This is a genomic window from Lentzea albida, assembly GCF_900111005.1.
Lineage (GTDB): Bacteria > Actinomycetota > Actinomycetes > Mycobacteriales > Pseudonocardiaceae > Lentzea > Lentzea albida.
In genome coordinates, this window is record NZ_FOFV01000017.1 from 1 (window position 1) to 13,067 (window position 13,067).

Genomic DNA, 13,067 nt, shown 5'->3' on the forward strand with positions numbered 1-13,067 from the left:
CTGCCGCATGGTGAGTTCATCGAGATCCACCAGCCGCTGGGCCCGGTGGACGACCACGGCCACCCGATCGCGCTGGCGTATCAGGGTGCGTCGGTGCCGAAGAAGATGAACAAGCTCGGCTCGGCCGGTCACCCGGTCGCGGGCAGCACGTGGTCGCCGGACCCGGTCGAGGAGACCGTGGCCCTGCAGAACGCGCGCAAGCACATCCACGCCTCCGAGGGCACCAGCTCACAGGACGAGGCGAGCGAGCTCGCGGGCAGGCCCTCCGACCCCAAGGCCTGACCCCCGGTGTGCGGTCGACTCCGGTGAGCCGGCGGTGGCGAGCCGCCACCGGCTCACCGGCCGAGCCGTCGTGGACGCCAGTGCCGGCTCGGGGTCGGTGAGATCGCGGCAGGCCGCTTCACACGCCCGGCAGGCTTCGACGCAGGTGCACCCGACGGGCCCGCCTCGCGCCGGTCTTGCGATCGTCGCCGAGACGAATAAAATCTCTGCCCGCAAGCCCGGCACGCGGACGCGTGCCCGTCCCGACGTCAGGCCGCGAGAGCGATGGGAGCGCTACCGTGACCAACACCCTTACCTCGCCGCTGCACGTACAACGTGAAGTGGAGGGGCTCGCGATAGTGGTGCGAGCCACCGGCGAACTCGACCAGAGCACAGCACCGGCGTTCCGCGCCGAGCTGCGGTCCGCGCTCGCGATGGCGACGTCGTCGCTGCCGGTCGTGGTGGACCTGACCGGGGTCACGTACTTCGGGTCGATGGGCCTCAACGAACTCCTCGCCCACCAGCGGCTCGCCGACGAGGCCGGTGTTCCCTTCCGGATCGTCGCGGCGCATCGGGCCGTGCTCCGGCCTGTCGAGGTGTCGGGACTGGACCAGGTGCTCGACGTGCACCCGGACGTGGAGCGGGCCCTGCTCCCCCGGCAGCGCGACCGGTCCGCCGGGTGATCTGGACCCGCACGCGGTCACGGCACCCTGGTGAAGATCACGCCCAGCGAGTCGACCTCGCTTCCCGCACGCCCGTGGAAGCCCGCGATCTGCCAGCCGTCCGGTGCCGTGAAGGTGGTGGCGCTCGACGTCGTGCCACCACCGGAGAGGGTGCGGCCGGTGGTGGTCGTGAAGCTCGCGTGGAAGATCCGCGTGTGCCCGTCGCGCTGACCTGAGTGCAGGGTGAGCGAGCGCAGGTGCTCCCCCGGCGCCAGCACGAGCTCGTGAGCCGTGCCACCGCTGCCGCCGTGGCTGACGGCTGTGCCGTCTGCGAACGCGAGTCCCACCTGGTCCACTCGCGTGCCGGCGCGCAGGCTCACCTTCGTGACGCGCTGCGCGAGGGGAACGGCGGCCACGTCGGTGAACGCGGTTCCGTGCGGGCCTCCGAAGGGGTCGGTGAGGGACAGCGCGGGATCGAGCGTCCAGCGGAGGTCGGCCGCGATCGGGTAGTGGTCGGAGAGCATCCTGTCGTCCGCGGTGCGGAAGGCCGCGTTCTCGTTGGCGTAGCGGACGAGGTCGAGCGTGATGTACCTGTTGCCGCGGAACAGGATCTTGTCGACCACCTCGCAGGCGTCGGTGACGGCGCGGTCGTCGCACACCAGCGCGGGGCCGCCCGCCGCGGGTGGCACGCCGCCGCGTTCCTCCCGCACCCAGGCGTCGGTGAGGCCGTTGGCCGTCACCAGTTCGCGGATGTTGTCACCGGAGCGGGTGTAGCGGGTGTTCGTGTCACCCGCGATCACGACGGCGTTGCCCGCGGAGTTCTGGCCGACGAACCGGGAGAGCTCGCTGATGTTCGCCCGCCGGGCGGCGAGGTCGGCCTCGGTGTCCCCGGCGTTCGCGTGCACGTTGTAGAAGTCGACGAACACCCCCTCGGCCAGGCGGATCCGCGACCAGGTGAACCCCTTGGGCGTCAGGCAGTCCGTGCCGTTGCACCGGTCCCAGCGGTCACGGGTGAAGTCCGAGTACGCGTTGTCCGACAGCGTGTTGAGCCCGTCGCCGAACGGGACGCCGCCACTCGTGGGGGTGCGGAACGGGTGGGTGTTGTTGGCGTAGAGCGACGCGTGGTAGTTGAAGTCCTCTTGCACGTGCACCACGTCGTACGGCCGGATCCGCTGGCCGATGATCGGCGTGTTCACCCTCGGGTTGCCACTGGACAGGCCCTCCGGCAACCCCGCGACGTTGTAGCTCAGCACGGAGAACGTGCCGGTGGCCGGTGGCGCCGCGGCGGCGGTACCACCCGCGACCGGCACCGCGCTCACCACCAGGAAGCCGATCGCCGCAACGGTTCTCGTCAACTGGACCACGCGCATACCGGAACTCCTCGCAGGGTGGGGAGCAGGACGCCGCGAGGCTAGAACAACACGAGACAGTTTCACATATCACGGAGATGACAACATCGTGTGCACATCGCAACGGCGATGACAACGGGAGTGGCCGTCAGCCGGGTGCCCGGACCCCGGTCGCCGGGCTCTCCTGGCCCGCCGCCCACGACGCCAGCAGGGCCAGGCCGTCCGCGGCCACCGTGCCGGTGGGCGCGGTGTAGACGGTCAGGACCAGACCGGGATCGGCTGGCATCTCCAGCGACTCGACGTCCAGGTCGAGCCGGCCCACCACCGGGTGGTGCAGGCTCTTGCGCCCGGACCGGTGGAGCCGCACGTCCTGCGACGCCCACCGCCGCCGGAACAGCTCGCTGCGCGTCGACAACTCACCGACCAGGGCGATCAGCTCCTCGTCGTCCGGGTCGCGGCCCGCTTCCATGCGCAGCTTCGCCGCCACGTCGCGGGCGATGCGGTCGTGGTCGACGAAGAACGCTCGCGCCGCCTCGGGCTCCAGGTAGACGAACCGCGCGGTGTTCGCCGGCCGCCGGGGGTCGGCCAGCACCGGCGAGAACAGCGCGCGGGCGAGACGGTTCGCGGCCAGCACGTCGTAACGGCCGTTGCAGATCCACGCGGGTGCGTCGGTCATGGCGTCGAGCACCTGCTGAAGCGCCGGACGCACCGGTACGGCGGGGCGGCGGGACCGGCCGGGTGCGCTGGACCGCCGTGCGAGGTGGAACAGGTGGTCGCGCTCGGCCTCGTCGAGTCGCAGGGCGGACGCCACCGCGTCGAGCACCCCGTCGGAGGCGCCGGCGAGACCGCCGCGCTCCATCCGCACGTAGTAGTCGACCGAGATCCCCGCCAGCAGAGCCACCTCTTCGCGGCGCAGTCCCTTGACCCGCCGGTTGCCGCCGTAGGCGGGCAGTCCGGCCTCCTCGGGGGTGATGCGCGCGCGGCGCGAGCTGAGGAACTCCTTGACCTCGGTGCGCTGGTCGATCTCGGCCACCCCTGTCCACGGTCGAAGGGAGGTGTCCAGTGGTGTGGCGCAGAAGGTTGCCGGGGGAATCCGTGCTCAGACGGGTGCATCGTGGTGCCGCCCCCACGTCCTCGTACTGGTGGTACGGGGGCGTGGGGGCGGCACCACGAGGCGCCCTGCTGGGCGCGCATTACCTCGCCGACCTTCTGCGACGCACCACTAGGTACCCGATGCGGTCGTGGCGATGCCGCCGTCCACGGGGATGACGGTACCCGTGAGGTAGGAACCGGCCCGGCCGGCCAGGAACACGGCGACGCCCGCCATGTCGTCGTCCCGGCCGAGGCGGCGCAGAGGGGCCTTCGCCACGATGGCGTCGCCGACGGAGTCGAGCGTCGACGCCATCATCTCCGACGGGAACGGTCCCGGCGCCACCGCGTTCACGGTGATGTGCTGCGGGCCCAGTTCCCTGGCGAGCACCCTGGTGAGCTGGTGCAGACCCGCCTTGCTGCTGGCGTAGGAGTAGTTGGGGGACGCGGCGACGTGGACGGCGGCGATGCTGCCGATGTTGACGACGCGCGCGGGGTCGTCGGCGGTCCCGGCCTTGCGCAGGGCCGGGAGCAGTGCCTGCACCAGCCAGAACGGCGACTTGAGGTTGAGGTCGAGCACCTCGTCCCAGGCCTCGTCCGGGAACGTCTCCAGCGGCTCGCGCCACATGGCTCCGGCGTTGTTGACGAGGACGTCGAGGCGGCCCGACTCGGCGGTGACGAGATCGGCGAGGCGCCGGCACTCGTCGTGCCGCGCCAGGTCGGCGGGGATCGCCAGGACGTCGCCGAACTCGGACAGCAGGTGCTGCGCCTGTGCGCACCTGTCCGCCTTGCGCGAGCTGATGGTGACGCGGGCGCCCGCCTGCAGGAGGCCGCGCGCGATCATCATCCCGATGCCGCTGGTGCCGCCGGTGACGAGGGCGTGCTTCCCGCTCAGGTCGAAGAGCTCCGCGTGGGTGGTGAAACGGTGGTCCGCCATTGGTGTTCGTTCCTTCTGCCGTGGAGGCGTGCTCGACCAGGTTCACAGGCGTGCGGGACGTCCGGGAGACCCTGCTGACACAGGTACTGCGAGAACCCCCTTTCCAGGGCCAGGGCGATCCAGAGCCGCATTTGCTCCATAAGGGACACTGGCGTCATGGCGTTGCAGGATCTCGGCGCGGAGGTGCGCCGCTTGCGCGAGACCACGGACCCCGCCGCGATCGGCCTGCCGGCGGGGCGCAGGCGGGCCCGGGGTGTGCGGCGGGAGGAGCTCGCCGAGCTGGCCGGGGTGTCGGCGGACCACGTGCGGCGGCTGGAGCAGGGGCGGCGGCACCCGTCGGCCGCCGTGGTGAACGCGATCGCCCGTGCGTTGCGCGTCGGGCCGGCCGAGTACGAACGGCTGTGCGCCCTGGCCGGGTACGCCGCGGCCGACGGGCGGGTGCCGCGGGAGGCCGGGGCGGCGGCGATGCGGTTGCTCGAGCGGTTCCCCGGCACCCCGGCGTTCCTGACGGACGCGGCGTGGAACGTCGTCGCCGTCAACGGTGCCTGGATGGCGTTGGGGGCGGGCAGGTCGAACAGGGTGGCGCGGGACTGGAACGTCGCGTGGCGCACGTTCTCCAACGCCCACCGCGAGATCAGCCGCGGGGACGACCACGCGGCGGCGTTCCGCGCCACGCTCGCCACGCGGCTGCACAGCACGTTCCTGCGCTACCCCGGCGACGAGCCGCTGGCCGAACTCGTCGACGAGTTGCGGACCACCAGCCGTTCGTTCGACGTGCTGTGGCGTGCGCCCAAAGCCGTTGCGGCCTATGACGATCGCGCGGTGTTCCGGCATCCCGGCCTGGGTGACATCGCGCTCGACGGCACGTTGCTCGACGTGCCGGGGGACAACCTCCAGGCGGTCGTCTTCACGGCCGCGCCGGGATCGGGTGACGCGGGACGGCTCGGCGAGGCCGTCCGCGCCTCGGCCGGGCCCGCGATCATCAGGGTGGGACAACCTGGCCCAGGCTGATCGCCCCCGCTGAGGTGATCCTGGGGCGGTGTTGATCAACACCTCGCTCCGGGACGCTCGCCTGGTGGGCCGGGACGCCGAAGTGGCGGTGCTGGACCGGGTGCTGGCTGGCGCCGGGTGCGTGGTCCACCTGCACGGGCCCGGCGGCATCGGGAAAACGGCGCTGTTGCGCCACCTCGCGCGGCAGGCACGCCTCGCCGGGCGCGAAGTGGTGGAAGTGGACGGACGGCTGAACGACGACCGGCACCGCGTGGAGGAGGCCGCCGCGCTCGCGTGCGTCAAGCCGGACGTGGTGCTCCTGATCGACGCGGCGGAACGGTGCCGACACCTCGAACCGTGGCTGCGCGACACGTTCCTGCCCCGGCTCGCGGACGGCGCGGTCGTGGTGCTCGCGAGCCGGGCCTCCCCCGATCCCGAGTGGACGCTCGATCCCGGCTGGGCCCGGCTCTTCACCGCGGTGGTGGTGCGCCCGCTCGACGCCAGCGCGTCCCGGACCCTGCTCACGCACCGGGGCCTCGTCGCGGACCAGCGGGACGCGGTCCTCGCCTTCGCCGCGGGCAACCCGCTCGTGCTCTGCCTCGCCGCCTCGGCCGGCGGGTGGGAACCCAGCGGTGACGCGCTCACGACGCTGCTCGACCGGCTCGTGGGCGAGGTGCCGGACGCCGCCCACCGGCTCGCGCTCGACGTCCTCGCGCAGGCCGGTGTCACGCGCGAGTCGTTGCTGCGCAGGGTTTTGGACGACGAGGACGCGGCGACGGCGTTCTCGTGGCTGCGGCGGCAACCCTTCGTCGAGAGCATCGCGGACGGACTGGTCCCCCACGACGCCGTGCGGGCCGTGCTCGACGCCGACCTGCGCTGGCGCGATCCCGAACGGCACGAGGACCTGCGGGTCGCGGTGACCCGCGCGGCCGAGCCCGATCGCCTGGCGCACAAAGCTTTCGAGGAAGGCGTGATCACCGCGTTGCGCACGTGGCGGACTCCACGCGAGTTCGCGACCAGCGTGCTGCTGCGGTCGCACCTGGTGCCACCGGACTCGGCCGACCCCGTCTCGGATCTGCGCGGTGCCATCGGAGCGGCCGTCGACGCGTTGCGGGTCGATCCCGCCGGGGTCAAGGCGCACGACGCGCTCGTCGCCACCTACATCGCGGCGTCCGGCACGCACCGGGCCACCGCGCGCCGGCTGGGCGTTCCGTACGGCACGTACCGGCGCCATCTCACCGCGGCCAAGGAGCGGCTCGTCGAGCACCTCCTGGCCCGGTGAGGTGAGCACTGCTGGACACAGGTGGACACGTCGAGGACGTGGCGACCGGACGCCTTGGCACACCAGGGTTTCCGCACGAGGGAACGGCGCCACCGCGCCCCACGACCGGAGGACGACCTTGAGCATCCCCTACCTCGCCCAGCGGGAGGACCAGCAGCGGCTCGAGTGGATCGGCGGGAGCGTGTTCAGCGTCCTGCTCGACGCCGAGGCGACCGGCGGGCAGCTGACGGTCGGCCGTTTCGACGCCGGACTGGGCGAAGCGCCGCCGTGGCACCTGCACACCAACGAGGACGAGGTGTTCCTCCTGCTCTCCGGCTCCGCGCTGGTGTGGGCGGGCGACGAGGAGCACGAACTGCGCGAGGGCGGCGTCGTCTTCCTGCCCCGCCGGATCCCGCACAGCTACCGGATCACGTCCGACCGGGCGGACCTGCTGCTCATCTCCACGCCCGGCGGGCTGGAGAAGATGTTCCGCCACGCCGGGCGCGACCTGCGGGAACCTCGCCCCGACGGGTTCGAGATCCCGCTGTCGCTGCTCGCCGAGGCCGCCGAACTCTCCGGCAACGTCGTGCTCGGTCCTCCCCGCTGACGTGCCGCACGTCATTTTGCTTCGAATTCGAAGCAGGTCTACCGTCAGTCCCAGTTGCTTCAAGTTCGAAGCAAACGGCAGAGGGAGAGCAGTCATGAAGGCAGTGCGTTTCCACGAGTTCGGCGGCCCCGAGGTCCTGCGGTACGAGGACGTCGAGCAGCCGGTGCCCGCGGCCGGTGAGGTCCTGGTCCGGGTCGCGGCCACGACGTTCAACCCGGTCGAGGGCAACATCCGCCTGGGCGTCATGCAGGGGCCGATCCCGGTCGACCTGCCGCACACCCCCGGCCTCGACGTCGCCGGCGAGGTCGCGGAACTGGGTGAGGGCGTCGAGGGCCTCGCGGTCGGTGACGAGGTGATCGGGTTCTTGCCGATGACCAAGCCCGGAGCCGCGGCCGAGTACGTCATCGCGCCGGCCGCCGCCCTGACCCCGGCGCCCAAGGGGGTCCCGCTGGCCGATGCCGCCGCGTTGCCGCTGGTGGGCCTCACCGCCTACCAGGCGCTCTTCGACCACGGTCAGCTGGAGGCCGGGCAGCGGGTGCTGGTCAACGGCGCGGGCGGACCGGTCGGCGGTTACGCCGTCCAGCTGGCCAGGCAGGCAGGGGCGCACGTGATCGCCACGGCCAGCCCGCGCAGCGCCGAGGCCGTGCGGGCCGCCGGTGCCGACGAGGTCGTCGACCACACCACCACCAGCGTGCTCTCGGCCGTGACCGAGCAGGTCGACCTCGTGCTCAACCTCGCCCCGGTCGACCCGGACGTCCTGGCCGGGCTGCCGTCGGTGGTCCGTTCCGGCGGCGCCGTCGTCAACACGACGATCTGGATGCCCGCCCCCACCGACGAGGAACGCGACGTGCGCGGCGTGAACCTCTACGTCCGCAGCGACGCCGAGCAACTGGCGAAGCTCGTGGCACTCGTCGACTCCGGTGACCTGCGGGTCGACGTCGCACAGCGCGTGCCGCTCACCGACCTGCCCGAGATCCACGTCCAGGCCGCGTCCGGCGAGGTCCGCGGCAAGGTCGTCTTCCTGGTCGCCTGACCACCCCCACCCGCAGAGGAGCACGCCATGTCACTCGGCCTGGACCCCGAGATCGCCACCGCGCTGGCCCCGATGGCCGGCGCGATGGCGGAAGCCACCCCACCGGCCGTCGGCGACGTCGAGGCGCGCAGAGCCCTGTGGGAACCGATCATCGGCGCCGCCGGAACCGCTCAGCCGATCCCGGCCGACGTGACCACGACCGACCACCACGCCACGGCGGACGACGGCGCCCGGATCATGATGCGCTGGTACGCCAAGGAAGGCGCGGAGCCCGGCCCGGCCGTGCTGTTCTTCCACGGCGGCGGCTACATCTTCGGCCACGTCGACCTGTTCGACGGGCCGGTCTCCCGGTACGTGTCCGCGAGCGGGGTGCCGATGCTGTCCGTCGAGTACCGCCGCGCGCCCGAACACCCCTTCCCCACCCCGCTCGAGGACGCCTACACGGCACTGCGCTGGCTGCACGACCACGCCGCGGCACTCGGCGTCGACCCCGCCCGCATCGGCGTGATGGGCGACAGCGCCGGAGGCGGGATGGCGGCGGCGCTCGCGATCCTCGCCCGCGACCGCGGCGGCCCGGCCATCGCCCGGCAGATCCTCGTCATGCCGATGCTGGACGACCGCACCACCGAGGTCGACCCGCACGTCGCGCCCTACGCGCTGTGGTCCTACGACGACAACCTCACCGCGTGGCCCGCGCTGCTCGGCGACGCCGCCGGCGGACCGGACGTCCCGGCCACCGCGGCACCCGCCCGGCTGGAGGACGCGACGGACCTGCCGCCCGCCTACATCGAGGTCGGCCAGCTCGACGTATTCCGCGACGAGGACCTGGCCTACGCCGTGAAGCTCAGCCGCGCCGGGGTTCCGGTCGAGTTCCACCTGCACCCCGGCGCACCGCACGAGTTCGACTCGATCGCCTTCGAGTCCGACGTCGCGAGGCGCGCCGTCGCCGACCGCGTCCGGGTGCTCAGGTCGATCTGACCGCCGGAGCACGTCGTTGGTGTGGCGGGGGGTCGAGCTCGCCGGGCGGCACACGGTGATCGTCAGGCCTGCCGACCCCGCGGCACCGGCGCTGTGCCTGGCCGGACGTCACCGTCCGGAGCGGGTCACACGAGCGTGTTGTCCACGAAGCACCAGCGCCAGGTCTCCCCCGGCTCGAACGAGCGGATGACCGGGTGGCCCTCGTCGGCGAAGTGCTTCGAGGCGTGCTTGGCGGGCGAGGAGTCGCAGCAGGCGACCTTGCCGCAGCCCAGGCACAGCCGCAGGTGGACCCACCTGCCGCCGACCTTCAGGCAGTCCTCGCAGCCCTCCTGCGTGGACGGGGTGGGCTCGGCCCCCAGCTCGGCGATGTGTTCGCACTTGGTCGTCACGAACTGACCGTACCTCGGTTGCGGCCGGCGGCCGGATGTGGTGTTTGACTGGACGCATGACGACTGCCGGTCGCGTCGCGCGGCCTTCGATCCTCACGGTGGACGACGACCCCGCCGTGTCGCGGGCGGTGGCGCGCGACCTGCGCCGGAAGTACGGCGAGCAGTACCGGGTCGTGCGCGCGGAGTCCGGGGCCCAGGCGCTGGAGGCCCTGCACGAGATCAAGCTGCGCGGCGAGGAGGTCGCGGCGCTGCTGGCCGACTACCGGATGCCGCAGATGAGCGGCATCGAGTTCCTCGAGCAGGCGATGGACGTGTTCCCGCAGGCGCGCCGGGTGCTGCTGACCGCCTACGCCGACACCGACGCCGCGATCCAGGCGATCAACGTCGTCGACCTGGACCACTACCTGCTCAAGCCGTGGGACCCGCCCGAGCAGAACCTCTACCCGGTGCTCGACGAGCAGCTGCGCGCGTGGGCGGTGAGCGACCGGCAGCCGCCGCAACGGGTGCGGGTGGTCGGGCACCGCTGGTCGCCACGCTCCTACGAGGTGCGCGACTTCCTGGCGCGCAACAACGTGCCGTTCCGCTGGCACGCGCTCGACGAGCCGGAGGCGCGCTGCCTGCTCACCGCCGCGCACCAGGACGGCACGACCCTGCCGGTCGTCGTCACCGCGGACGGCAAGGCGCTGGTCGACCCGTCCGACGCGGAACTGGCCGCGGAGGTCGGCCTGAGCACCGAGCCGTCGGCCGACTTCTACGACCTGATCGTCGTGGGCGGCGGACCGGCGGGACTCGGCGCCGCGGTGTACGGCGGGTCGGAGGGCCTGCGGACCGTCCTGGTGGAACGGATCGCGACCGGGGGCCAGGCGGGCACCAGCAGCCGCATCGAGAACTACCTGGGCTTCCCGGACGGCGTGTCCGGCGGCCAGCTGACCGAACGGGCCCGCAGGCAGGCGGTCAAGTTCGGCGTCGAGCTGCTCACCACCCGCGACGTCGTCGCCCTGGAACGCCGTGGCGCCGCGCGGGTCGTGCGGTTCGGCGACGGCACCGAGCTCGCCGCCCACACCGTGATCCTCGCGACCGGGGTGTCCTACCGGCTGCTCGACGCGCCGGGACTGGGCGCACTGACCGGCCGCGGCGTGTACTACGGCGCCTCGACCACCGAGGGCCCGAACTGCGCGGGCCAGGACGTCTACCTCGTCGGCGGGGCGAACTCCGCCGGGCAGGCGGCCGTCTACTTCTCCGGCCACGCGCGCAAGGTCGTGCTGCTGGTGCGCGGCGACTCGCTGGAGTCGTCCATGTCGCGCTACCTGATCGACCAGCTCGCGGCGATCCCGAACGTCGAGGTGCGCACGCACACCGAGGTCAGCGGCGGCACCGGTGAGGACCACCTGGAGACGTTGACGTTGCTGCACAACAAGTCCGGCGAGACGACGACGGTGCCGGCGGGCTGGCTGTTCGCGTTCATCGGCGCCGCCCCGCGCACGGACTGGCTCGACGGCACGCTGGAACGCGACGAGCACGGCTTCCTGCTCGCGGGCCCCGACCTCGGCGGCACGCCACCCGGCTGGGACCTCGACCGCGCGCCGTACCACCTGGAGACGAACCTGCCCGGCGTGTTCGTGGCGGGCGACGTGCGCGCGGACTCGGTGAAGCGCGTCGCCTCCGCCGTCGGCGAGGGCGCCATGGCCGTCACCCTGGTCCACCGCTACCTGGAGAGGTCGTAAATGGACAGGCTCACCGCGGCCGAGCTGCGCACGCTGTTCCTCTTCGAGAAGCTCGACGACGCCCAGCTCGACTGGCTCGCCGCCCACGGCCACGTGGAGACCCGCGCCGCGGGCACGCCGGTGATCACCGAGGGCGAGCCGGCGACGTGCTTCTTCGTGCTGCTCGGAGGAACCGTCGCCCTGAGCCGCACCATCGGCGGCCAACGCATCGAGGTGAGCCGCAGCGACCTGCGCGGCTCGTACTTCGGCGCCACCCAGGCGTACCTGGAGCTCGACCAGCCGACCTACCAGATGACCGTGGAGTCGATCACCGCCACCTCGATGCTGCAGTTCGACGCGGACGAGATCGGCCCGATGATCCGCACTTGGTTCCCCATGGCGATGCACCTGCTCGAAGGCCTCTTCTGGGGCATGCGCAACACCCAGGCCACCGTCGGCCAGCACGAACGCCTCACCGCCCTGGGCGCGCTGTCCGCGGGCCTCACGCACGAGCTCAACAACCCGGCCGCCGCGGCGGTCCGCGCCACCGCCGCCCTGCGCGAACGAGTGGCCGGCATGCGCCACAAGCTGGCCCTCCTCGCGCAGGGAGCCCTCGACCCCGCCACGCTCCCCTCCCTGGTGAAGCTGCAGGAGAAGGCGGTCGAACAGGTCGCGAAGGCCCCGAAGCTCAGCCCGCTGGAGACCAGCGACGCCGAGGACGAGGTCTCCGACTGGCTCGACGACCACGGCATCACCGGGGGCTGGGACGTGGCGCCCGTCCTGGTGGCGGCGGGCCTCGACGTCGAGTGGCTCGAGAACTCGCTCCGAGCCTGCCCGGTCGCCGTCACCGGCTCCGCCGTGCACTGGCTCAGGTACACGGTCGAGACCGAGATGCTGATGAACGAGATCGAGGACGCCACCACCCGCGTCTCCACGCTGGTGGGCGCGGCCAAGCAGTACTCGCAGATGGACAGGGCCCCGTTCCAGGTGGTCGACGTGCACGAACTGCTCGACTCCACCCTGGTCATGTTCGGCGGCAAACTCGGCGGCGTGCGGGTGGTCAAGGACTACGACCGCACGCTGCCCGCCATCCCGGCCTTCGCGGGCGAGCTCAACCAGGTGTGGACCAACATGGTCGACAACGCGCTGAGCGCGATGGGCGGCGCCGGGACGCTGACCGTGCGCACGTCCCGGCAGGACCGGCACCTGGTGGTGGAGATCGGTGACACCGGGCCCGGGATCCCGGCCGGGGTGAAGGACCGGATCTTCGAGCCGTTCTTCACGACCAAGCCCGTCGGGGAGGGCACGGGGCTCGGACTGGAGATCTCGTGGCGGATCGTGGTGAACAAGCACCAGGGGAGCATCCGGGTGGAGTCGGAGCCCGGGGACACGCGGTTCCAGGTGCTGCTGCCGTTGGAGGTTCCCGCCGCGTAGGGACCACGCCAGCTAGGGTGACCGCGTGGGCGTCTCCCTCTACTACACGGCTCGCCGCGCGACCTCGCTGGCCGATGCCGAACTCGCGGCGGTCGGCCAGGTCGTCGACACCTACAACGCGAACGCGCCGTTCTCCTCGGAAGAGGAGGGCCTGTACCTCTACGACCGGTTGGAACCGGGAACGGTGCTCGACGGGTCGACCAAGATGCCCTCCGTGGACGACCGGGCGGTCCCGTCGCTGGTGCACTGGCTGGCCGCGGTCACCGCGCTGCGCGGCGCGGTGCCGGACGCGGACTGGACCTTCACCCTGGACGACTACGAGATCGAGTGGGACGACCACACCGGCTACCACCTGCCCGGCCTCGGCGACTGAT

13 protein-coding genes and 1 pseudogene are annotated in these 13,067 nt (G+C 72.1%); 10 read left to right on the plus strand and 4 right to left on the minus strand.

Annotated features, from left to right (window positions below; all coding sequences use genetic code 11):
- Window positions 1-282, plus strand: a pseudogene (locus BMY74_RS33520) (cytochrome bc1 complex cytochrome b subunit); the annotation flags it as partial.
- 278 nt (window positions 283-560) lie between these two features.
- Window positions 561-944 carry an STAS domain-containing protein gene (locus BMY74_RS33525; protein WP_177230050.1) on the plus strand — a complete coding sequence of 128 codons (384 nt, stop codon included), beginning with the start codon at window positions 561-563 and terminating at the stop codon, window positions 942-944.
- A gap of 17 nt (window positions 945-961) precedes the next feature.
- Here BMY74_RS33525 and BMY74_RS33530 read toward each other — a convergent pair whose 3' ends face one another.
- From BMY74_RS33530 to BMY74_RS33540, 3 genes are all read right to left on the minus strand, one after another.
- Window positions 962-2,293, minus strand: coding sequence for a jacalin-like lectin (locus BMY74_RS33530; protein ID WP_089922543.1), 1,332 nt, complete (start codon window positions 2,291-2,293; stop codon window positions 962-964).
- Window positions 2,294-2,420: 127 nt separating this feature from the next.
- Window positions 2,421-3,305 carry a helix-turn-helix transcriptional regulator gene (locus tag BMY74_RS33535; protein WP_089922544.1) on the minus strand — a complete coding sequence of 295 codons (885 nt, stop codon included), beginning with the start codon at window positions 3,303-3,305 and terminating at the stop codon, window positions 2,421-2,423.
- 189 nt (window positions 3,306-3,494) lie between these two features.
- On the minus strand, window positions 3,495-4,298 hold the full coding sequence (locus BMY74_RS33540) for an SDR family oxidoreductase (RefSeq protein WP_089922545.1): 804 nt from the start codon (window positions 4,296-4,298) through the stop codon (window positions 3,495-3,497).
- Window positions 4,299-4,454: 156 nt separating this feature from the next.
- Here BMY74_RS33540 and BMY74_RS33545 point away from each other — a divergent pair, with 156 nt between their 5' ends.
- The 5 genes from BMY74_RS33545 (at window position 4,455) to BMY74_RS33565 (ending at window position 9,167) form a co-directional block, all read left to right on the plus strand.
- Window positions 4,455-5,309 (plus strand): helix-turn-helix domain-containing protein, encoded by an 855-nt coding sequence (locus tag BMY74_RS33545; RefSeq protein ID WP_089922546.1) that lies wholly within the window; start codon window positions 4,455-4,457, stop codon window positions 5,307-5,309.
- A 28-nt stretch (window positions 5,310-5,337) separates the two neighbouring features.
- The gene (locus BMY74_RS33550; RefSeq protein WP_245786496.1) at window positions 5,338-6,570 is read left to right on the plus strand and encodes an ATP-binding protein; all 1,233 of its coding nucleotides are present in this window, start codon (window positions 5,338-5,340) and stop codon (window positions 6,568-6,570) included.
- A gap of 118 nt (window positions 6,571-6,688) precedes the next feature.
- Window positions 6,689-7,156 carry a cupin domain-containing protein gene (locus BMY74_RS33555; RefSeq protein ID WP_089922547.1) on the plus strand — a complete coding sequence of 156 codons (468 nt, stop codon included), beginning with the start codon at window positions 6,689-6,691 and terminating at the stop codon, window positions 7,154-7,156.
- A 94-nt stretch (window positions 7,157-7,250) separates the two neighbouring features.
- The gene (locus BMY74_RS33560) at window positions 7,251-8,189 is read left to right on the plus strand and encodes an NADP-dependent oxidoreductase (protein ID WP_089922548.1); all 939 of its coding nucleotides are present in this window, start codon (window positions 7,251-7,253) and stop codon (window positions 8,187-8,189) included.
- 27 nt (window positions 8,190-8,216) lie between these two features.
- Window positions 8,217-9,167, plus strand: coding sequence for an alpha/beta hydrolase (locus BMY74_RS33565; RefSeq protein ID WP_089922549.1), 951 nt, complete (start codon window positions 8,217-8,219; stop codon window positions 9,165-9,167).
- A gap of 125 nt (window positions 9,168-9,292) precedes the next feature.
- Here the strand turns inward: BMY74_RS33565 and BMY74_RS33570 are convergent, their stop codons facing one another.
- A complete protein-coding gene (locus BMY74_RS33570) occupies window positions 9,293-9,556 on the minus strand; it encodes a UBP-type zinc finger domain-containing protein (RefSeq protein ID WP_089922550.1) in 264 nt (87 codons plus the stop codon).
- A gap of 56 nt (window positions 9,557-9,612) precedes the next feature.
- On the opposite strand from BMY74_RS33570, the gene BMY74_RS33575 reads away from it, so the two are divergent.
- Genes BMY74_RS33575 through BMY74_RS33585 form a run of 3 tightly spaced genes read left to right on the plus strand, consistent with a single transcriptional unit; the run spans window position 9,613 to window position 13,066 of the window.
- On the plus strand, window positions 9,613-11,280 hold the full coding sequence (locus BMY74_RS33575) for an NAD(P)/FAD-dependent oxidoreductase (protein ID WP_089922551.1): 1,668 nt from the start codon (window positions 9,613-9,615) through the stop codon (window positions 11,278-11,280).
- The gene (locus BMY74_RS33580) at window positions 11,281-12,693 is read left to right on the plus strand and encodes an ATP-binding protein (protein ID WP_089922552.1); all 1,413 of its coding nucleotides are present in this window, start codon (window positions 11,281-11,283) and stop codon (window positions 12,691-12,693) included.
- A 25-nt stretch (window positions 12,694-12,718) separates the two neighbouring features.
- Window positions 12,719-13,066, plus strand: a complete 348-nt coding sequence (locus BMY74_RS33585; protein WP_089922553.1) for a hypothetical protein — start codon at window positions 12,719-12,721, stop codon at window positions 13,064-13,066.
- Window position 13,067 lies beyond the last annotated feature (1 nt).